This window comes from Bacillus sp. SN32 (assembly GCF_002837495.1).
Classification (GTDB): Bacteria; Bacillota; Bacilli; order Bacillales; family Bacillaceae; genus Bacillus; species Bacillus subtilis.
The window spans coordinates 1,322,241-1,343,525 of record NZ_PJCT01000001.1 but is presented as its reverse complement, the minus strand read 5'-3'; the positions used below and the strand labels follow the sequence as shown (position 1 = coordinate 1,343,525).

The window sequence follows — 21,285 nt, the reverse complement described above, 5'->3', positions numbered from 1 at the left end:
GAGAGTTTTTTTATGTTTGCTTCCAGAAATATAATTGTTATTCATAACTGATGGACATGCGCATAAACTTGTACAAACCACCACAAGGACGTGAGCAAACATGCGCATTTTCAAAAAGGCAGTATTCGTGATCATGATTTCTTTTCTTATTGCAACTGTAAATGTGAATACAGCACATGCTGCTATAGATGTCAGTGCAAAAAGCGCGATCATTATTGACGGTGCGTCAGGCAGAGTGTTATATGCCAAGGATGAGCATCAAAAAAGGCGGATCGCGAGCATCACAAAAATTATGACCGCCGTCCTCGCCATCGAATCCGGCAAAATGGATCAAACGGTGACGGTTTCGGCAAATGCTGTCAGAACAGAAGGCTCCGCCATTTATTTAACAGAAGGTCAAAAAGTGAAGCTAAAAGATCTTGTGTATGGCCTGATGCTAAGATCAGGAAACGACGCCGCTGTCGCGATTGCTGAGCATGTCGGTGGGAGCCTCGATGGGTTTGTTTATATGATGAATCAAAAAGCCGAGCAGCTTGGTATGAAAAACACCCGTTTTCAAAACCCGCACGGATTGGACGACCATGAAAATCATTATTCAACAGCCTATGACATGGCCATTTTAACTAAGTATGCTATGAAGCTGAAAGACTATCAAAAGATTTCAGGCACAAAAATATACAAAGCGGAAACGATGGAAAGCGTATGGAAAAACAAAAATAAACTGCTGACCATGCTATATCCGTACAGCACAGGAGGAAAAACAGGCTATACAAAACTTGCAAAACGGACACTGGTCTCTACGGCTTCAAAGGACAGCATTGACCTGATAGCCGTCACCATTAATGACCCTAATGATTGGGATGACCATATGAAGATGTTTAACTATGTGTTTAAGCATTATCAAACCTATTTAATTGCAAAAAAAGGGGATATTCCAAAGCTGAAAGGCACATTTTATGAATCGAAGGCTTTTATCAAACGTGATATCACCTATTTGCTGACTGAAGAGGAAAAAGAAGATGTGAAAATTAATACCACACTGCTCAAGCCGAAAAAAGCATGGGAAAAAGATGCCTCGAAAATCCCTGACATCGTAGGGCACATGGAGATCATGTTCAACGATGCAACCATCGCAAAAGTGCCGATCTATTATGAAAATGAGCGGCATCAAAAACCGAAGAAACAATTTTTTGAAACGTTTAAATCAATCTTTCTGAATGCGGCAGGCGGAGCAAAATGGTCAATATAATTTGGGTCAGTTTAACCGTGATCGGACTCGTTTTTGCGATGTGCAACGGAACTCTGCAAGATGTAAATGAAGCCGTGTTTAAGGGTGCGAAAGAAGCGATTACGATTTCATTTGGATTGATGAGCGTGCTTGTTTTCTGGCTTGGCTTAATGAAAATCGCCGAGCAGTCAGGGCTTTTGGATATTTTCAGCCGGATGTGCAGGCCTTTTATATCTAAACTGTTCCCTGATATACCGCCGGATCACCCGGCGATGGGCTATATTTTATCTAATCTTATGGCGAATTTCTTCGGCCTCGGAAATGCAGCAACTCCGCTTGGCATTAAAGCAATGGAACAAATGAAAAAGCTGAATGGAAACCGATCGGAAGCAAGCCGGTCGATGATTACTTTTTTAGCTGTTAATACGTCCTGCATCACACTCATCCCGACAACGGTGATCGCTGTCCGAATGGCTTATTCCTCCAAAACGCCGACAGATATCGTCGGGCCAAGCATTTTGGCAACGCTTATTTCCGGAATCGGTGCCATTATCATTGATCGGTATTTTTATTACCGCCGCAAAAAGAAGGGAAGGTGAGCGGATGGAAATCATCAACTGGCTGTCTTTAGCCATGATTCCAATCATTATTGCCGGAATTCTTCTTTATGGAACGATCAAAAAGGTTCCGACATATGAATCGTTTGTCGAAGGCGGAAAAGAGGGGATAGAAATCGCCTTTTCCATTATCCCCTATTTAGTCGGAATGCTTGTCGCTATAACTGTTTTCAGATCATCAGGCGCGCTTGATTTTATAATGGATCTTTTAAAACCGGCTTTCTCCGCTATCGGCATCCCTGCTGAAGTAGTGCCGCTTGCTCTGATCCGCCCGATCTCCGGTACGGCCGCACTCGGAATGACGACCGATTTAATTGCAGTATACGGGCCCGATTCCTTTATCGGCAGGCTGGCTTCCGTCATGCAGGGATCTACAGATACAACGCTTTACGTACTGACTGTGTATTTCGGAGCAGTCGGCATTAAAAAAATGGGTGATGCATTAAAGGTGGGACTTCTTGCAGATTTAATCGGCGTAGTTGCATCTATCATCATCGTTACGTTATTATTTGGGAGCGCCTGAAAACGGCGTTTTTTTTAGATTTGGCATAGGAATTTGAAAAAGCTTGTTTGTTAAGGTTGAAAAAAGTAAGATAATACTTGAGGTGAAAGACATGGAAAGACTGCAAAAAGTGATTGCTCATGCCGGAGTTGCGTCGCGCAGAAAGGCAGAAGAGCTGATTAAAGAAGGAAAAGTAAAGGTGAATGGCAAAGTAGTAACAGAGCTAGGTGTTAAGGTCACCGGTTCTGATCAGATTGAGGTAAACGGGTTAAAGGTTGAACGCGAAGAGCCGGTTTACTTTCTCTTATATAAACCAAGAGGCGTTATTTCCGCAGCGCAAGATGATAAAGGACGCAAAGTGGTGACAGACTTTTTTAAAAATATTCCGCAGCGCATTTATCCGATTGGGCGTCTGGACTATGATACGAGCGGTCTTTTGCTTTTAACCAATGACGGCGAATTCGCCAATAAGCTAATGCATCCTAAGTATGAAATAGACAAAACATACGTGGCGAAGGTGAAAGGAATCCCGCCTAAAGAGCTGCTCAGAAAGCTGGAGCGCGGAATTAGGCTGGAGGAAGGCAAAACAGCGCCTGCTAAAGCGAAGCTGCTGTCTTTGGATAAGAAAAAGCAGACAAGCATTATTCAGCTGACGATCCATGAGGGACGCAACAGACAGGTGCGCCGCATGTTTGAAGCGATCGGACATGAGGTAATCAAGCTGAAGCGTGAGGAATACGCGTTTTTAAACCTGCGAGGCCTGCACACGGGCGATGCCAGAGAGCTTACGCCTCACGAAGTAAAAAGGCTCAGAGCACTGGCGGATCACGGTAAAAACGCTTTCTAAATTTCACATAACCTTCAAAAAGTAAGAAATGTGAAATGAACGTGCAATGATATAATTGAATGGATCTGCAATAGGGGGAAGGGGGCAGTGGACAATGAAGAAAAAAAGGCGTTTATTCATTCGGACCGGCATCCTTCTCGTTTTAATCTGCGCACTCGGCTATACCATTTACAACGCTGTATTTGCCGGCAAAGAGAGTATATCCGAAGGGTCCGACGCACCGAATTTTGTCCTAGAGGATACGAATGGGAAACGTATCGAGCTCAGTGACTTAAAAGGGAAAGGTGTTTTTTTGAATTTCTGGGGTACATGGTGTGAACCGTGCAAAAAAGAGTTTCCTTATATGGCAAACCAATATAAGCATTTTAAAAGCCAAGGTGTTGAAATTGTCGCTGTAAATGTTGGGGAGTCAAAGATAGCAGTACATAATTTTATGAAATCCTACGGAGTCAATTTCCCGGTTGTTCTGGATACAGATCGCCAAGTGCTTGATGCCTATGACGTATCTCCACTTCCGACAACCTTTTTGATCAATCCGGAAGGAAAAGTTGTCAAGGTGGTGACCGGCACTATGACAGAAAGCATGATACACGATTATATGAATCTCATAAAACCCGGAGAGACTTCGGGATGAAGCAAGTCAAATGTGAATGCGGACATATAAACCCGGTCGGAACCGTTTTATGCGAATCGTGCGGAAGAGCTCTTCAGGAAACTCAACCTCCGCTCGCTGATATGAGATATGACGGAAGCGCAAGACGTTCGCAAACCTATAACAAAACGATCATCGACAAAATTTGGAATTTCTTTTCCTCGGTTAAGGTGGGAATATGGCTTATCGTCATAACCCTTGCCGCATCAGCGTTCGGCACCATTTTTCCCCAGGAAGCCTATCTGCCTCCGGGCGCACAGGCTGATACTTATTACAAGGAGCAGTACGGCACGTTTGGCCAGCTTTATTATTTGCTCGGGTTTCATCATTTATATGGTTCTTGGTGGTATTTGCTGCTCATTGCCTCGATCGGCATTTCACTCGTGATTTGCAGCCTTGATCGGGTCATTCCGTTGTACAGAGCGTTAAAAAACCAAGGCGTCAGAAGGAGCCCAGCTTTTTTAAGAAGGCAGCGCTTGTTCAGTGAAACAGTTACTGTACTGAACGGGGAATCGAAAGAAAAGATAGTTGCTCTATTAAAGAAAAAACATTATAGAATCAGAGAAAAAGAGGGCAGCATTCTTGCTGAAAAAGGACGCTTTTCCCGCTGGGGCCCGTATGTCAACCATATTGGATTGATCATCTTTTTGATTGGTGCGATGCTGAGATTTGTGCCTGGCATGTACGTCGATGAGACGCTTTGGGTCAGAGAAGGCGAAACCGCCGCAATTCCGGGTACAGACGGAAAATATTATTTGAAAAACAATCAATTCAGCGTAGAGACCTATAACAGCAAAACAGAAAAAAAGGTATTTGCAGATGCCATTGACAGAGTCGGGGACGGTAGAGTGGCAAAGAACTTTCAAACCGATGCCGTACTCTACAAGAGAGAAGGAAAAATTGTTTATGGCGAGAAGCCGAAGCTGAAAAAAGTAACAGAAGAAGACATCCGTGTCAATCAGCCGCTGCGTTTTGATTCTTTTTCCGTTTACCAGGTGGATTATAAAGAGAATCAGCTTGACCAAATGGTGTTCCAGCTGATTGATAAAAAAACAAAAAAATCCTTTGGGAGCCTGAAGATCAACCTTCTGGATCCAGATTCGGTCTATGATCTTGGCAACGGTTACAAAGTGGAAATCGCCAGCTACCTGCCAGACTTCTATTTTAATCAGGACGGAGAGCCGAGCACAAAAACAAAGATCCCTAACAATCCGGCTTTTGTCTTTAATATTATAACGCCGGACAAACCGAAAGGCGAAAAGAGCTTTGTCGCCATCCAAGAAACCATCGAAGGATCAGGCAATAATAAATACAAGCTGAAATTTGACCATGTCGAAACGAAAAACATTACTGGACTTACAGTCAGAAAGGATCTGACACTCTGGGTGCTTGCTGTCGGCGGAGCCATTTTTATGATCGGTGTCATTCAAGGTATGTACTGGCAGCATCGAAGAATTTGGCTGCACTCACAGGACGGCGCAGTTATGGTGGCAGGGCATACCAATAAAAACTGGTTTGGCCTGAAGAAGGATTTAGCATTTATACTGGCTGATTCCGGACTGACTGAACCGGCGGACCAAAAAGAATTAATCAAAACACAGAAATAGGCGAAAAGGGAGTGATGTCATGGCAGAGCTGAGCGGAAATTTTCTTTATGCGGCCTTTCTTGTGTATTTAATCGCTGTCCCAATCTTCGGCGGGGCCATACGCGGGAATAAAGATAAAAAGGGCAGGCCAAACCGATGGGCCAACATTGGAATCACCCTTTCTATTGTCGGTTTTTTCTGCCACCTTGGATATTTCATCACAAGGTGGGCTGCCAGCGGCCATGCGCCGGTCAGCAATATGTTTGAATTCACCACCGCTTTTGGCATGATGCTTGTTTTGGCGTTTATCATTCTTTATTTTCTCTATAGATTGCCTTCATTAGGCCTGTTTACGCTGTCAATTGCTTTATTGCTGATTGCCTACGCCAGCATGTTTCCGACAGATATCTCGCCTTTAATTCCTTCGCTCCAAAGTAACTGGCTGTATATTCACGTAACAACGGCCGCGCTTGGGCAAGCTATACTTGCCATCAGCTTTGTCGCTGGTGTCATCTTTCTTTTGAAGCATGTAGACCAGACAAAGCCAAGTAAAAAGACCTTCTGGCTTGAAGCGATTATGTTTATCCTGGTCACAACCGTCGCCTTTATTGCAATCACATCAGCATTTCGTCTTGCAGGCTATGAAGCGGAGTTTAACTGGGTGGACAAAAGTAAAGAAAAAAGCGTGATGGTGTACGAAATGCCCGCGCTTGTCGGTCCGCATCAGGGAGAGCTTTTGACCGAAGGAAGAATGGAACCGCTTGTTGATCTTCCCGCGCTTTTCTCAGGCAGAAAAGTGAACACTGTCATTTGGTCATTTGGAGCAGGTCTTGTGTTGTATGGGGCTCTCCGTCTGATCATCAGAAAAAGAATCAGCGCTCTATTACATCCGCTGGTGAAAAACGTCAATCTTGATCTGGTGGATGAGGTTGGGTACAGGGCAGTATCAATCGGATTTCCGATCTTTACACTCGGCGCGCTGATCTTTGCAATGATTTGGGCTCAGCTCGCGTGGACCAGATTTTGGGGCTGGGACCCTAAGGAAGTATGGGCGCTGATCACATTTTTGTTCTATGCCGCCTACTTGCATTTAAGACTGTCAAGAGGCTGGCACGGTGAGAAGTCAGCATGGCTGGCCGTAATCGGTTTTGCTATTATTATGTTTAATTTAATATTCGTAAATCTTGTGCTTGCCGGACTTCATTCTTATGCATAGTCCTTTGAAAGCGACACAGTTCTCAAACTTTCTCACGATTTGATAAAATGAAAGTAACAGAAGGAAAGCAGGGGGAAAACATGGACCAAACGAACGAAACAAAAATATTAGTAGTTGATGACGAAGCCAGAATTCGCCGCCTTTTAAGAATGTATCTTGAACGTGAAAATTATGCTATAGATGAAGCTGAAAATGGTGATGAAGCCATTGCCAAAGGGCTTGAAGCCAATTATGACTTAATTTTGCTTGATCTGATGATGCCGGGGACTGATGGAATTGAAGTGTGCCGGCAAATTCGTGAAAAAAAAGCGACACCCATTATCATGCTGACCGCAAAAGGAGAAGAAGCAAACCGGGTGCAGGGGTTTGAAGCGGGAACAGATGATTATATTGTTAAGCCGTTCAGCCCGAGAGAAGTCGTGCTGCGTGTGAAGGCCCTTTTGAGAAGAGCATCCCAAACCTCTTATTTCAATGCCAATACACCGACGAAAAATGTGCTCGTGTTTTCACATCTGTCCATAGACCATGACGCTCACCGCGTAACAGCTGATGGTACAGAGGTGAGCCTGACGCCAAAAGAGTATGAACTTCTATATTTCTTAGCGAAAACGCCTGACAAGGTGTATGATCGGGAAAAGCTTCTGAAAGAAGTGTGGCAATATGAGTTTTTTGGTGATTTACGGACAGTGGACACTCACGTCAAACGCTTGAGAGAGAAGCTGAACAAGGTATCTCCGGAAGCTGCGAAAAAAATTGTCACCGTATGGGGTGTAGGTTATAAATTTGAGGTCGGCGCTGAATGAAATTTTGGAAAAGCGTAGTAGGCAAGCTGTGGTTTACGATCCTTTCACTCGTCTTGATCGTATTGTTCATTTTAACGGTTCTTTTGCTGGAGTTTATTGAAAACTACCATGTGGAAGAAGCCGAGAATGATTTAACACAGCTTGCGAATAAAGTTGCTGTCATCCTAGAAAATCACGAGGACCAGGCACTGGCAAGGTCAATCACTTGGGAGCTCGCTGATAACTTAACAAGCATTGCCATCATCCAGGATGAGAAGAACCACTGGTATTCTCCGAATGATAAAAATCGCCTGTCGTCTATTACGGTTGAGCAAATACAGCATGACAAAGACTTAAATAAAGCTCTCAAAGACCATAAAAAAGTAAGCAAACGGACGGGACTGAGCGATACAGACACGGATAATGAACGCCTGATTGTAGGTGTCCCGTATGAAAAAGACGGAAAGAAAGGCATGGTCTTTTTATCCCAGTCTTTGCTTGCCGTTAAAGATACAACAAAACATACGACCCGCTATATTTTTCTTGCCGCTGGAATTGCGATTGTGCTGACCACATTTTTCGCATTCTTTTTATCAAGCAGGGTCACGTACCCTCTCCGAAAAATGAGAGAAGGCGCGCAGGATTTGGCGAAGGGCAAGTTCGATACAAAAATCCCGATTTTAACTCAGGATGAAATCGGTGAACTGGCAACCGCTTTTAATCAAATGGGCCGGCAGCTTAACTTTCATATCAATGCGCTCAATCAAGAAAAAGAGCAGCTTTCTAACATTTTGAGCAGTATGGCTGACGGGGTTATTACCATTAATATTGACGGTACGATTCTTGTGACCAACCCGCCGGCTGAACGTTTTCTTCAGGCTTGGTATTATGAACAGAACATGAATATCAAAGAAGGCGACAACCTTCCGCCTGAAGCAAAAGAGCTGTTTCAAAACGCTGTCAGCACTGAAAAAGAACAAATGATTGAGATGACGCTGCAAGGCAGATCATGGGTGCTTTTGATGTCGCCGCTTTATGCGGAATCGCATGTCAGAGGAGCGGTTGCCGTACTGCGTGACATGACAGAAGAACGCCGCCTTGATAAGCTGCGGGAGGACTTTATCGCAAATGTCAGTCATGAGCTGAGAACACCGATCTCCATGCTTCAGGGATACAGTGAAGCAATTGTCGATGACATTGCAAGCTCTGAAGAAGACCGGAAAGAAATTGCCCAAATCATTTATGACGAATCGCTCCGAATGGGCCGTTTAGTTAATGATTTGCTTGATTTAGCCCGAATGGAATCAGGCCATACAGGCTTACATTATGAAAAAATCAATGTGAATGAGTTTTTAGAAAAGATCATTCGGAAGTTTTCGGGTGTTGCGAAAGAAAAAAATATTGCTTTACATCATGACATTTCTCTTACAGAAGAGGAATTTCTGTTTGATGAAGACAAGATGGAGCAGGTATTTACCAATTTGATTGATAACGCGCTGCGACATACTTCAGCCGGCGGCAGTGTCTCCATTTCAGTCCATTCTGTGAAGGATGGATTGAAAATTGATATCAAAGACTCCGGGTCTGGCATACCGGAAGAAGATCTGCCATTTATCTTTGAGCGGTTTTATAAGGCAGATAAAGCGCGGACAAGGGGCAGAGCAGGAACCGGGTTAGGGCTGGCTATCGTTAAAAATATCGTGGAAGCCCACAACGGATCAATCACTGTGCACAGCCGAATAGATAAAGGAACAACATTTACTTTTTATATTCCGACAAAACGGTAAAATCGAGTCTGAATTTGCCGAAGAATCTTGTTCCATAAGAAACACCCGCTGACTGAGCGGGTGTTTTTTTAATAGCCAACATTAATAAAATTTAAGGATATGTTAATATAAATTCCCTTCCAAATTCCAGTTACTCGTAATATAGTTGTAATGTAACTTTTCAAGCTATTCATACGACAAAAAAGTGAACGGAGGGGTTTCAAATGGAAGAAACCTTTCAATTATTATATGATACATATCATCAAGATTTGTACCAATTTTTATTTTATATGGTAAAGGATAAAAACCAGACAGAAGACCTTCTTCAAGAGGTTTATATCCGGGTATTAAATTCTTATCATACGTTTGAAGGAAGAAGCAGTGAAAAAACATGGCTATTGTCTATCGCACGCCATGTTGCGATAGACTGGTTCCGTAAACAGCAAACAATCAGACAGCGTATACTCGGTACATTTGACTGGGATACACAGGATGTCAGGGATCAGCAATTGCTGCCGGACGAACTTGCGGTTCAACATGAAAATGTCCGGGAAATTTATGCTGCGCTTGATCAATGTACAATCGATCAAAGAGCTGTGATTATCTTGCGGTTTATTCAGGGATATTCAATACAGGAAACAGCCAAGGCTCTGCGCTTCTCGGAAAGCAAAGTAAAAACGACCCAACACAGAGGGCTCAAAGTACTTCGGAAACATATGGAGCTTTTGAGGGAGGAGCTAATGGATGATGAAGTCAGAATGGAACGAAGAACAGATAAAGGAGTTGTTAAGTCAACTTCCGGCAGTTAAAGACCATCGTTCGCCTCAGGATATTTACAAGCGGCTGACGATGGCAAAGCGTAAAAATAAGCCCGCTGTCAGGTGGATTGGCCCCGCGTGTGCCGCTGCAATTGCGGTTTATATCGCCTTCATTATTTCTCCTCATTTCTTTGATCAGGCACAGCCTCAACAAAAAGAAGCGTCCCAAGAGAACGCAGTAACGAAAACTGAGACAGAAGACAGCCCAAAAGTTGCATCATCCTTGGATCAGACATCGTTTGTCGTTCCTGAAAAGGAACAAGACAATTACATCACTGTAGCGGTTGCTGATGCCGATACATCTGCAATCATACCCGTCAGCATTCAAAAAACAAATGCAGACCAAACGATCCAGGATATGCTGTTTGAAAGTAGTGAATTGGGCATCCTTGATCATGCCATTACAATTCCAACCTTCATAGATGAAGTAGAAATAAAGGAAAAACCAAAGCAGAAGGAATTAAGTATACGAGTCCATCAGCCAGCTACGGCATTTTCTATAAAAGATGATACACTGTTAAAAAAATTGCTTAAAGAATCCTTAAAATGGAGTCCTTATGAAAAAGTCAAATTTTTATCGGATCAAAATGAGACTGGGGTTCGGATTGGCTCATATGGCACTTTTACGGAAATTTCGATTCCCAAACAGTCAAAACGATCCTACTACTTGTACCAAAATAAACAAGGACAAGACTTTCTCGTTCCGTCAAATAATTCTTTTGATACAGTAAAAGAAGCGATTAAGGAAATGGAATCGAGCAGCCAAGAAGATACGACACCTCTTATTCAAGCGGGTGCTGTCCAATCTGTAACGAAGAAACAGAAACACTTATATATCCGCTTTTCAAAGGAGTCAGAAGTTGATGATTCTATTGCCGGTATTTTAATGATTGAGGGACTACTTTTGACTGCAAAAGAGTTTGGCTTCACAGAAGTGACCTTTACGGAAACCAGAACGAAAAAAATCGGCAAATATGACATATCAGATGCAATTCCGGTGCCAGCTGCTCCAAATCCGATTTCCTTAAACTAAAAAGAGCCCTTTAAGGCTCTTTTTTAGTTGCTATTCATATAATAGAAATTTTCAAAAAAAAGTTGTACGTGTATAATAAAACAAGGTAAAGATTGAAAGGATTTGAGACGAGTGAACGTGTTAACGATTAAAGGAGTTTCCATCGGGGAAGGAATGCCGAAAATCATCATTCCGCTGATGGGAAAGACAGAAAAACAAATTCTGAATGAAGCAGAAGCAGTAAAATTACTGAATCCGGACATTGTTGAATGGAGAGTCGACGTATTTGAAAAAGCGAATGACAGAGAAGCGGTCACAAAGCTCATTTCTAAGCTTCGTAAATCTTTAGAAGACAAGCTATTTCTATTTACATTCAGAACCCACAAAGAGGGCGGGAGCCTGGAAATAGACGAAAGCTCCTATCTTGCTTTGCTGGAATCGGCAATCCAAACAAAAGAAATCGATCTGATTGACATCGAATTATTTACAGGAGATGCACATGTAAAATCGTTAGTATCGCTGGCGGAAGAAAACAACGTCTATGTGGTGATGTCAAATCATGACTTTGAAAAAACACCTTCAAAAGATGAGATTCTTTCAAGACTTCTGAAAATGCAGGATTTAGGGGCGCATATTCCAAAAATGGCTGTTATGCCGAATGATACTGGAGATCTCCTAACGCTGCTTGATGCGACGTATACAATGAAAACAAAATATGCAGACCGTCCCATTATTACAATGTCAATGGCTGCAACAGGGCTTATCAGCAGGCTGAGCGGTGAAGTTTTTGGATCGGCTTGTACTTTTGGCGCTGGAGAAGAGGCGTCCGCACCAGGTCAAATACCTGTTTCTGAGCTAAGGAGTGTCTTAGATATTTTGCATAAAAACACACGAGAATAGAACAATAAAAAAACTCAAGCTATATTAGCTTGAGTTTTTTTGATTATGGCAGATCAATGAGCTTCACAGACACAATATCAGGGACATTTGTTAGTTCTTTCACAATTTTATCTTCCAGATGTCTGTCAAAGGAAAGCATCATGATGGCTTCTCCGCCTTTTTCCTTACGGCCAACCTGCATGGTTGCAATGTTAATATCGTTATCCCCGAGAATACGTCCTACTCGGCCGATGACACCTGTTGTATCTTGATGCTGGATATACACCAAGTGACCTGTCGGATAAAAATCAATATTAAATCCATTGATCTCGACAATTCGTTCTCCGAAATGAGGAATATACGTAGCCGTTACAGTAAAGGTGCTGCGGTCTCCTGTCACTTTTACGCTGATGCAGTTATCGTATCCAGATTCAGAGGAGGAAATTTTTTCACTGAAGCTGATGCCGCGTTCTTTAGCGACACCCCCGGCATTGACCTCGTTAACAGTAGAGTCAACGCGCGGTTTTAAAAAGCCTGACAGAAGGGCTTTTGTAATGAACGATGTTTCAAGTTTAGCAATTGTGCCTTCATATTGAATGGCAACATCCTGTACTGGTTCTTTCATGCACTGTGATACAAGGCTGCCAATTTTTCCTGCAATTTGATGGTAGGGTTTAATTTTAGCAAATTCATCTTTTGTCATGGCAGGCAGGTTGATAGCTGACATGACAGGCAGGCCTTTTGCGAACTGCAGAACTTCTTCTGACACTTGGGCGGCGACATTGAGCTGTGCTTCTTTCGTTGATGCTCCCAAGTGAGGAGTGGCAATGACTAATGGATGATCAACAAGTTTGTTGTCAACTGGCGGTTCAACTTCGAAAACGTCAAGCGCTGCTCCCGCAACATGCCCGCTTTCCAAAGCTTCGAGAAGTGCTGCTTCATCGATAATTCCGCCTCGCGCACAGTTAATTAAGCGAACGCCTTTTTTTGTTTTTGCAATCGTTTCTTTATTCAATAAGCCTTTTGTTTCTTTTGTTAAAGGCGTGTGAACGGTAATGATATCCGCACTTTCAAGCACTTCTTCAAATGTACGGCTGTTTACGCCGATTTTTTTCGCTCTTTCTTCCGTTAAGAAAGGATCAAAAACGTGCACAGTCATACCGAATGCTCTCGCACGCTGTGCAATTTCACTTCCGATTCGGCCTAATCCTACAATACCAAGCGTTTTTCCATAAAGCTCTGAACCGACATAAGCTGTGCGGTTCCACTCTCTGGATTTCACTGAGATATTAGCCTGCGGAATGTGTCTCATTAAAGAAGAGATCATTGCAAATGTATGCTCAGCTGTCGAAATGGTGTTGCCGTTCGGAGCATTGATCACGATTACCCCGTGTTTCGTAGCCTCATCAATATCGATATTATCGACACCGACACCGGCTCTTCCGACAATTTTTAAAGAAGTCATTTTGTTAAAAAGGTCTTCTGTTACTTTTGTCGCACTTCGCACCAAAAGAGCATCAAAAGTATGTAATTCATCTTCTGCATCTGCTACGTTTTTTTGAACGATTTCAATAAAGTCTGATTCAATAAGTGGCTGTAAACCGTCGTTGCTCATTTTGTCTGAGACCAATACTCGAAACATCGTTAGATTTCCTCCTAAATTGACAAACTAAATATCTGATAATTTAACATATTCTCAAAAGAGTGTCAACGTGTATTGACGCAGTAAAGGATAAAAGTAAAGCCTAATAAATCAATGATCTGATAGCTTGCAGGTAATATATATAATTTGAAGCAATTCTCTATACAGCCAACCAGTTATCGTTTATAATGTAATTAAATTTCATATGATCAATCTTCGGGGCAGGGTGAAATTCCCTACCGGCGGTGATGAGCCAATGGCTCTAAGCCCGCGAGCTGTCTTTACAGCAGGATTCGGTGAGATTCCGGAGCCGACAGTACAGTCTGGATGGGAGAAGATGGAGGTTCATAAGCGTTTTGAAATTGAATTTTTCAAACGTTTCTTTGCCTAGCCTAATTTTCGAAACCCCGCTTTTATATATGAAGCGGTTTTTTTATTGGCTGGAAAAGAACCTTTCCGTTTTCGAGTAAGATGTGATCGAAAAGGAGAGAATGAAGTGAAAGTAAAAAAATTAGTTGTGGTCAGCATGCTGAGCAGCATTGCATTTGTTTTGATGCTGTTAAATTTCCCGTTTCCGGGTCTTCCGGATTATTTAAAAATCGATTTTAGCGACGTTCCCGCTATTATTGCCATTCTGATTTACGGACCTTTGGCGGGTATTGCCGTAGAAGCGATAAAAAATGTTCTTCAGTATATCATTCAGGGAAGCATGGCCGGAGTTCCTGTAGGGCAAATTGCGAATTTTATTGCAGGAACACTCTTTATATTACCGACTGCTTTCTTATTTAAAAAACTCAACTCAGCAAAGGGCTTTGCTGTCAGCCTGCTTTTGGGAACTGCAGCGATGACCATTTTAATGAGTATTTTAAATTATGTTCTGATTCTTCCGGCATACACATGGTTTTTACATTCACCGGCATTATCCGACAGCGCGCTAAAAACAGCAGTCGTCGCAGGTATCCTGCCGTTTAACATGATAAAAGGTATTGTAATTACGGTTGTATTCTCACTAATTTTTATCAAGCTTAAGCCATGGATTGAGCAGCAGCGAAGTGCACATATCCATTAACTAAAAAAGCTCCCGTTCGGGAGCTTTTTTGTTACTTCTATTCAAATTTAAGCGGGTCGCCTTCAAATGGCTCATCCGCCACTTTGATGGAATCAGTAGGGCATCCTTCAAATGCGTCAATCATATCTTCTTCCAGTACCTCAGGAACTTCGACAACACCTTTGTTTTCATCAAGCGTTACGAACGCGATGCCTTCATCATCGTAATCGTAAATGTCTGGTGCAGCAGCTCCGCAAGCGCCGCATGCAATACATGTATCTTTGTCTACGATTGTGTACTTTGCCATGAATAAAACCTCCCAGATTGTTCTTGGTGGAACAAATGGATCAATCTTTATATTTAATCAATTTAACACCTATTCCTCTTACTTATTGTAATGATGTTGCTGCCACATTTCAACAGAAAAATGATTGAGAATGCTTATCACATAAGGGGTTATCTACATAACATCCCCCTTAATGATGACTTTAAACGTCGATTTCTGTTTGAAATCTGTTAAAATAAAAAGAGCAAATCAACGATTTTTGTCAGGAAGAATGTAGGTGGATAGGTTGTCATTAAATTACTTCGATATTATGGTTCTCGATTGCCTTTGCAAAATAAACGGGGAACGGTCGGGAAGCGCTGTTTTTCACCTATTCAAAGGCAAGAGGTCGTCACAAACCATTCAAGATGCCGGCTTATTTCAGACTGCAAAATACTTTGGAATGGCGGCGCAATGTTCGAGAAGCGATATTTCTGCGTCGCTTGATAAGCTTGAAAAGCATTCATATCTCTCGCCAATGTCTGAAACAGATACATACAAAGTGACAGCCAGCGGCGCAGCAGTTTTAAGGCATGCCCTTAGCGAGCGGCCTTGGCCCGTTCATTGTCACGGCGCTCATTATCAGCAGGCTGCCGGTGTGCTTTGGAAAAGGCTTTCGCTGCTTGTGCAGGTCCTATCCCATAAACAGCAAGGGAGCAGGCAGTATATCCCTGTCACTAAGGATCATAAGACACTTCACTGGGTAAAGAAATACCTGTCCCGGCATACGGATCATATAGAGATGGCAAAAAGCCTTTTTGCCATGCTTGAGGCGCATTTAAAAAAGATTGAAAACAAAGCAGCGCAAATTTTTGTCTACTCCTTAACCGCGCACCATCGGATCGGTTATACGAGCAGGCAGCTTGCTGATACGCTGAAAGAAGATGAATGGTATGTCTATATCATGTTTTGGGCTTCGGTACATTATTTTATTCATTCTCTTCCGGAGTGTGAAGATGCTTTGTTAAAGGATCTCCTTTCTGATGTGCATTTAGATAATGCCCTGACAGAGTCGACGAGGAAAACATGGCAGATGGTCAAACAAGGGTTTCCGATACATCGAATTGCTGAAATCAGAAAGCTGAAAACAGCGACGATCGAAGACCACATTGTCGAGATTTCTCTCCATGAGCCTGCGTTTATGATTAATGACTATGTATCAGCAGAAGACCAGCTTCAAATCGCAGAGTTTGCCAAACGGATGCGGACGAATAAAATCAAACAAATTCGCGACGGGCTGGAACAGCGGTTCAGCTACTTTCAAATCAGACTGGCATTGACAAAGCAGGTGCAGCAATATGACTAAATTACAGCAAACGTTATATCAGTTTTTTGGTTTTACTTCCTTTAAAAAAGGGCAGCAGGACATTATTGAAAGCATACTCAGCGGGAAGGATACCATTGCAATGCTCCCGACTGGGGGAGGGAAATCGCTTTGCTACCAGCTGCCTGGTTATATGCTTGACGGCATGGTATTAATCGTTTCTCCACTGCTTTCTTTAATGGAGGATCAGGTGCAGCAGCTCAAAGCCCGGGGGGAAAAGCGTGCTGCAGCTTTGAACAGCATGCTTAACAGGCAGGAAAGACAATTTGTTTTAGAACATATTCATCGATATAAATTTTTGTACTTGTCTCCTGAAGCTTTACAGTCTCCATATGTATTGGAAAAATTGAAAAGCGTCCCGATCAGCCTATTTGTTATTGACGAAGCGCATTGTATTTCTGAATGGGGACACGACTTCAGGCCTGATTATTCAAAGCTCGGGCAGCTGAGAAAAAAACTTGGTCACCCGCCCGTTCTGGCATTGACCGCCACGGCTACAAAGGAAACGCTGCAAGATGTCATGAAACTGCTGGAGCTGCAGCATGCTGTACGCCATCTCAACTCAGTCAACCGCCCAAACATCGCACTGAGGGTTGAAAATGCGGCGGATACTGCCGAAAAAATAGATAGGGTCATTCAGCTGGTTGAAAACCTGCAAGGTCCGGGAATTGTTTATTGTCCGACACGGAAATGGGCTGAGGAATTAGCGGGTGAAATTAAAAGCAAAACGAGCAGCAGAGCCGACTTTTACCATGGCGGTTTGGAGTCAGGGGACAGGATTTTAATTCAGCAGCAGTTTATTCATAACCAGCTTGATGTGATATGTTGTACGAATGCGTTTGGAATGGGTGTCGATAAACCCGATATCAGATATGTGATTCATTTTCACCTCCCGCAGACGGCAGAAGCTTTTATGCAGGAAATCGGCAGAGCGGGCCGCGACGGAAAGCCGAGTGTCAGCATTTTGCTGCGGGCGCCAGGGGATTTTGAATTGCAGGAACAGATTATCCAGATGGAGAGTGTCACAGCTGAAGAAATCGCCGACGTGATCCGTGTGCTAGAGAAGACGGAGGAGCGGGATGAGAGAAGGCTGCGTGACGTATTACTTCAGTATGGCGTCGGAGAGACACAGGCCCGTATGATGATTCATCTCTTTATGCAGGGGAAAACATCAGTTGAACTGATGAAGAAAGAAATTTCATATCGCATGGAGCTGAAGCTGGAAAAAATGCACCGTGTATCATTTTTGCTTCAGCGTGACGGCTGTTTAAGGCAGGCACTATTAACCTACTTTGATGAATCATACGAGCCTGATGACGGAAACCTCCCGTGCTGTTCACATTGCGGTTTTGATTTATCCTTGTATGAACAAAAAGGGGAACGGAGTAAAATGGCGCCATTAGACAGCTGGAGTTCGGAATTGCACCGGATATTCAGCTTGCAGACTGTAGGTGAGCTGAACTGAAACAGCAAAAAGATTATATTCAGCATATGACTGACCGTGATATGCTGAAGCAGTTATATTTGACGCAGCTACTCATCATCTTTGCCGCTGCTGCGGCAGGACTGTTCTTTTTTGAGGATGTACGGGACGTATTAAAGCTCTGGGACATTCGCGATATGCGAATCATCTGGTATGGTGTTTCTATAGCTGTTATTGTTATTTTAGCCGATATGGCAGTAATGAAATGGTTTCCGTCTCATTTATATGATGACGGCGGAATCAATAAAAAAATATTCAGTAAGAGGTCAATCCCTCATATTATATTTTTAACGCTTCTGATTGCTTTCGCGGAAGAAATGTTATTCAGAGGAGTGCTGCAGACTCATATCGGTTTATGGGCGGCCAGCCTTATATTTGCCGCTCTGCACTTTCGGTATTTGTCAAAATGGCTGTTATTTATTATGGTGACAGCAATCAGCTTTTTGCTCGGTCTGATGTATGAATGGACCGGCAACTTATTTGTTCCGATGACGGCGCATTTTATCATTGATGCCGTGTTTGCCTGTCAGATTCGTTTTGAACATGTGAGGAGGGATAAACATGACGAACATGTCGAGAGTAGAGAGAAGAAAAGCCCAGAATCTTTATGAAGATCAAAACGCCGCATTGGCGGACGATTATGTCGATGATGGAGAAAGCCTTCCGACAAGACAATCTGTAAAAAATCAAAGAGAACAGAAAAAAAAGCAAGGCAAAACAAAAACGCCATTATTCACAGTACTCGCAGTAATATTTGTATTTGTGCCGGTTATCGTTTTAGTCACCTTATTTTATCTAAAGAGCCACCCGGATAATCATGACGATTATGAAGATGTTTTTATTGACAGCAGCCAAAGCAAATATGAGGTTGTCCCGAAATCAGAGGATAAAAACGATACCGCAGACACTAAAGAGACCGCACTGCAGAAGGAGTCAAAAAAAGAGCCTGAAGATTCCAAGCCAAAAGAGCCGGCAAAAACCGCTGATGATAAGAAACAGACTGCTGTAGCGGAAAAAGAAGACTCGGCAAATAAGGAGGAAGCAACCGCCGCGGCTGCTTCCTCTTCCCAATCAACAGTACAACAGCAAGAACAGCCGGCTGAGCCAGTTCAAAATGTGCCGAATCGCGTTGTCAAGCACACCGTCCAAAAGAAAGAAACGCTATACCGCATTTCCATGAAGTATTATAAAAGCCGGACAGGAGAAGAAAAAATTCGAGCGTATAATCATCTGAATGGAAATGATGTTTACACCGGACAAGTTTTGGACATCCCCTTAATGGATGAATAGGGTATTATTTTTATTTTACGTTCATATATTGTAGCAATGAAAATGGACAAGGTGTGAAGCGTATGGAATCCTTATGGAATCAGCTGGATCAGTTTACAGACGCGCCGACCAAACAGATGCTCCAAGCGCTGGTAAAACGAAAACAAAAATTCGAAAATTATGCAGCACAATGCCGCAGATGGCGATGGGCTTCACTTATCTGCCTAGGCTTATTATGTGTTATGATCATGATCAAAAGCCCGGAGCCTCAGCTTATACTTCAAGAAATACTTAGCCATACCTTTTATTTATTTTGGATGCTGGCAACCGCTTTTGCCTACTGCACTTCATATTATTTCAAGAAAAAGGAAGAAAAATCCGAGACTGATTTCCATAAACTGAGATGTGAAATTATTCAGAAAAGCACGGATCTCTGGCCGCAGCCTGATAAATGGAAGGCGAGAGAGTCTGTTTTTCACATGATGAAGCACAAATATGACATTAATCTATATTTTGAAAGTAAATAAAATGGGGCGTTTTCTCAAACGATAGAAACGTCTTTTTTTTATTGTCCGTCTTATTGATAAGTTCTAAAAAGAATGGAGAGTTTTTTATGAAGCTATCAGTGAAAATTGCCGGTGTACTAACTGTTGCGGCAGCGGCAATGACGGCAAAAATGTATGCAACAGCAAAAGGCAATCATTTGAAGACACATACGTTTCCTTTATCAAAGATGAAGGGCAAGCCGCCTCTGACAATCTTTTTTATTTCAGACATTCACAAACGTCTCATCGATCAAGACCTTTTAGAAAAAGCGCGAAGCCATGCCCCCCACTTGGTTATAATCGGCGGTGATTTAGCTGAGGGCGGGGTGCCCAGTGCGAGAATTGAGGAAAACATCAAAAGGCTCGTACATTTCGGGGTCCCTATCGTGTTTGTGTGGGGGAATAATGATTATGAAGTCAGGCAGCATAAGCTGTATTCCATATTTAAAGCGCACGGCGTCATCGCTCTGAGAAATGAGTCAGTCCCGTTTTCATACAATGGGCATACGATTGCGATTGCGGGGGTTGATGATATCAGGATGGAGATGGATCATTATGAGGAAGCCATCAAAGAACTTGATGAAAGCCAGCTGAATATTCTGGTTTGCCATAATCCGGAGATTCATGAACAAATCAATGAAGATGACGGTATTGATGTGATATTCAGCGGACATACCCATGGAGGCCAGATCAGGTTTGGAAAATTTGGCCCTTATGAACTGGGGAAAACAGGTATTGTTAAAAACGCGGCATATCTGATCAGCAACGGCTACGGCACGACAAAAGTGCCTCTTCGTTTAGGTGCTGAGCCTGAAACACACATTGTGACTCTTTGCGGGCCAGAATAACTTCTAAAAAGCAAAAATCCGTATGGCAATAAAAACTGCATTGTGCTTGTCTTACTAGTGAACTCAGTGTAAACTGATAACAATTAAGAACCTATGACTCATCATCTCATATAATGTGTTATATGATTTGTGTGCAAGTAGAGGCAGGAGGGAACGTTATGCGGCTTGAGCGTCTGAATTATAATAAGATCAAAATCTTTTTAACCCTCGATGATTTGACAGACCGGGGATTGACAAAAGAAGACCTCTGGAAGGACTCATTTAAAGTCCACCAGTTATTTAAAGATATGATGAATGAAGCAAATACAGAGCTCGGCTTTGAAGCGAATGGACCGATTGCAGTGGAAGTGTATTCTCTCCAAGCACAAGGGATGGTCGTGATTGTAACAAAGAACCAAGACGCCGATTCAGAAGACGATGAGTATGATGATGATTACATCGAAATGCAAGTCAAGCTTGATGAAAGCGCGGACATCATATATCAATTCCATTCCTTTGAAGATATCATTCAGCTTTCAGAAAGCTTACAGCGAATCGGTATCACAGGGGGAACTGTCTACCACTATGACGGGCAGTACTTTTTAAGCCTTGAAGATCTAGGGTCACATACGGCTGAAGGGGTTGTGGCGGTTCTGGCTGAATACGGCAATCCGACAACTTTAACGATTTATCGCCTGCAAGAGTATGGTAAGCTCATTATGGACGGTAATGCCGTAGAAACGATACAAACTCATTTTTCATAAGAATGCAACGGAAAACTGCTGATTTCAGCAGTTTTTTTTCTTTAAAAAACATGGAAAAACATAACGTTTATTCTATGCACAGATCATATGAAGGTGTATACTATTCTCTGAAAGGGAGCATGTGAGAAACAGAAGATTCTAGGAGGTTAACTC

At 42.7% G+C, this 21,285-nt stretch carries 22 protein-coding genes and 1 riboswitch; of the genes, 20 read left to right on the top strand and 2 right to left on the bottom strand.

Features of this window, described 5'->3' with window-relative positions; all coding sequences use genetic code 11:
- Positions 1-100: 100 nt before the first annotated feature.
- The 12 genes from dacB (at position 101) to aroD (ending at position 11,926) form a co-directional block, all read left to right on the top strand.
- The gene (gene dacB, locus CW370_RS06820; protein WP_024573263.1) at positions 101-1,249 is read left to right on the top strand and encodes a D-alanyl-D-alanine carboxypeptidase DacB; all 1,149 of its coding nucleotides are present in this window, start codon (positions 101-103) and stop codon (positions 1,247-1,249) included.
- Entirely contained in the window at positions 1,237-1,827 is a 591-nt protein-coding gene (gene spmA, locus CW370_RS06815; RefSeq protein ID WP_004398980.1) for a spore maturation protein SpmA, read from the top strand. Before dacB ends, spmA begins: the two co-directional genes overlap by 13 nt.
- A gap of 4 nt (positions 1,828-1,831) precedes the next feature.
- Entirely contained in the window at positions 1,832-2,368 is a 537-nt protein-coding gene (spmB, locus tag CW370_RS06810) for a spore maturation protein SpmB (protein WP_003230509.1), read from the top strand.
- A 91-nt stretch (positions 2,369-2,459) separates the two neighbouring features.
- Positions 2,460-3,194 carry a 23S rRNA pseudouridine(2605) synthase RluB gene (gene rluB, locus CW370_RS06805; protein ID WP_004398815.1) on the top strand — a complete coding sequence of 245 codons (735 nt, stop codon included), beginning with the start codon at positions 2,460-2,462 and terminating at the stop codon, positions 3,192-3,194.
- A 94-nt stretch (positions 3,195-3,288) separates the two neighbouring features.
- Positions 3,289-3,828, top strand: a complete 540-nt coding sequence (resA, locus tag CW370_RS06800) for a thiol-disulfide oxidoreductase ResA (protein WP_003230513.1) — start codon at positions 3,289-3,291, stop codon at positions 3,826-3,828.
- Complete coding sequence (gene resB / locus CW370_RS06795; protein ID WP_014477216.1) at positions 3,825-5,453, top strand: cytochrome c biogenesis protein ResB; 1,629 nt, start codon at positions 3,825-3,827, stop codon at positions 5,451-5,453. Before resA ends, resB begins: the two co-directional genes overlap by 4 nt.
- 19 nt (positions 5,454-5,472) lie before the next feature.
- The gene (resC, locus tag CW370_RS06790; protein WP_004398799.1) at positions 5,473-6,648 is read left to right on the top strand and encodes a cytochrome c biogenesis protein ResC; all 1,176 of its coding nucleotides are present in this window, start codon (positions 5,473-5,475) and stop codon (positions 6,646-6,648) included.
- 80 nt (positions 6,649-6,728) lie between these two features.
- Positions 6,729-7,451 carry a DNA-binding response regulator ResD gene (resD, locus tag CW370_RS06785; RefSeq protein ID WP_003246107.1) on the top strand — a complete coding sequence of 241 codons (723 nt, stop codon included), beginning with the start codon at positions 6,729-6,731 and terminating at the stop codon, positions 7,449-7,451.
- On the top strand, positions 7,448-9,217 hold the full coding sequence (gene resE, locus CW370_RS06780) for a sensor histidine kinase ResE (RefSeq protein ID WP_024571506.1): 1,770 nt from the start codon (positions 7,448-7,450) through the stop codon (positions 9,215-9,217). Before resD ends, resE begins: the two co-directional genes overlap by 4 nt.
- A gap of 203 nt (positions 9,218-9,420) precedes the next feature.
- Complete coding sequence (gene sigX, locus CW370_RS06775) at positions 9,421-10,005, top strand: RNA polymerase sigma factor SigX (RefSeq protein WP_003230521.1); 585 nt, start codon at positions 9,421-9,423, stop codon at positions 10,003-10,005.
- Positions 9,941-11,047, top strand: a complete 1,107-nt coding sequence (rsiX, locus tag CW370_RS06770) for an anti-sigma-X factor RsiX (protein WP_029878354.1) — start codon at positions 9,941-9,943, stop codon at positions 11,045-11,047. Before sigX ends, rsiX begins: the two co-directional genes overlap by 65 nt.
- A 111-nt stretch (positions 11,048-11,158) precedes the next feature.
- Positions 11,159-11,926: a type I 3-dehydroquinate dehydratase gene (gene aroD, locus CW370_RS06765; protein ID WP_101169530.1), complete on the top strand. Its 768-nt coding sequence runs from the start codon at positions 11,159-11,161 to the stop codon at positions 11,924-11,926.
- A 43-nt stretch (positions 11,927-11,969) separates the two neighbouring features.
- Here aroD and serA read toward each other — a convergent pair whose 3' ends face one another.
- Positions 11,970-13,547 carry a phosphoglycerate dehydrogenase gene (gene serA / locus CW370_RS06760; RefSeq protein WP_014664444.1) on the bottom strand — a complete coding sequence of 526 codons (1,578 nt, stop codon included), beginning with the start codon at positions 13,545-13,547 and terminating at the stop codon, positions 11,970-11,972.
- 208 nt (positions 13,548-13,755) lie between these two features.
- A riboswitch (FMN riboswitch) is annotated at positions 13,756-13,890 on the top strand.
- A 153-nt stretch (positions 13,891-14,043) separates the two neighbouring features.
- Here serA and fmnP point away from each other — a divergent pair.
- Positions 14,044-14,616: a riboflavin transporter FmnP gene (gene fmnP, locus CW370_RS06755; protein WP_101169529.1), complete on the top strand. Its 573-nt coding sequence runs from the start codon at positions 14,044-14,046 to the stop codon at positions 14,614-14,616.
- A 37-nt stretch (positions 14,617-14,653) separates the two neighbouring features.
- On the opposite strand, the gene CW370_RS06750 is transcribed toward fmnP, so the two are convergent.
- Positions 14,654-14,902: a ferredoxin gene (locus CW370_RS06750; RefSeq protein WP_003225461.1), complete on the bottom strand. Its 249-nt coding sequence runs from the start codon at positions 14,900-14,902 to the stop codon at positions 14,654-14,656.
- Positions 14,903-15,167: 265 nt separating this feature from the next.
- On the opposite strand from CW370_RS06750, the gene CW370_RS06745 reads away from it, so the two are divergent.
- The 7 genes from CW370_RS06745 to CW370_RS06715 all read left to right on the top strand — a co-directional run bounded on the left by CW370_RS06745 (position 15,168) and on the right by CW370_RS06715 (position 21,132).
- Positions 15,168-16,226, top strand: coding sequence for a helix-turn-helix domain-containing protein (locus CW370_RS06745; protein ID WP_085187754.1), 1,059 nt, complete (start codon positions 15,168-15,170; stop codon positions 16,224-16,226).
- Positions 16,219-17,709 carry a RecQ family ATP-dependent DNA helicase gene (locus tag CW370_RS06740; protein WP_101169528.1) on the top strand — a complete coding sequence of 497 codons (1,491 nt, stop codon included), beginning with the start codon at positions 16,219-16,221 and terminating at the stop codon, positions 17,707-17,709. The genes CW370_RS06745 and CW370_RS06740 overlap by 8 nt, the downstream gene beginning before the upstream one ends.
- Positions 17,710-17,735: 26 nt before the next feature.
- A complete protein-coding gene (locus CW370_RS06735; protein WP_014477208.1) occupies positions 17,736-18,338 on the top strand; it encodes a CPBP family intramembrane glutamic endopeptidase in 603 nt (200 codons plus the stop codon).
- Entirely contained in the window at positions 18,289-19,017 is a 729-nt protein-coding gene (locus CW370_RS06730) for a LysM peptidoglycan-binding domain-containing protein (RefSeq protein ID WP_015714184.1), read from the top strand. Before CW370_RS06735 ends, CW370_RS06730 begins: the two co-directional genes overlap by 50 nt.
- Before the next feature lie 62 nt (positions 19,018-19,079).
- On the top strand, positions 19,080-19,523 hold the full coding sequence (locus CW370_RS06725) for a YpbF family protein (RefSeq protein ID WP_003230531.1): 444 nt from the start codon (positions 19,080-19,082) through the stop codon (positions 19,521-19,523).
- Between the two features lie 86 nt (positions 19,524-19,609).
- A complete protein-coding gene (locus tag CW370_RS06720) occupies positions 19,610-20,389 on the top strand; it encodes a metallophosphoesterase (RefSeq protein WP_015251802.1) in 780 nt (259 codons plus the stop codon).
- Positions 20,390-20,547: 158 nt separating this feature from the next.
- Positions 20,548-21,132: a genetic competence negative regulator gene (locus tag CW370_RS06715; RefSeq protein WP_003230533.1), complete on the top strand. Its 585-nt coding sequence runs from the start codon at positions 20,548-20,550 to the stop codon at positions 21,130-21,132.
- The last annotated feature ends 153 nt before the right edge of the window (positions 21,133-21,285 follow it).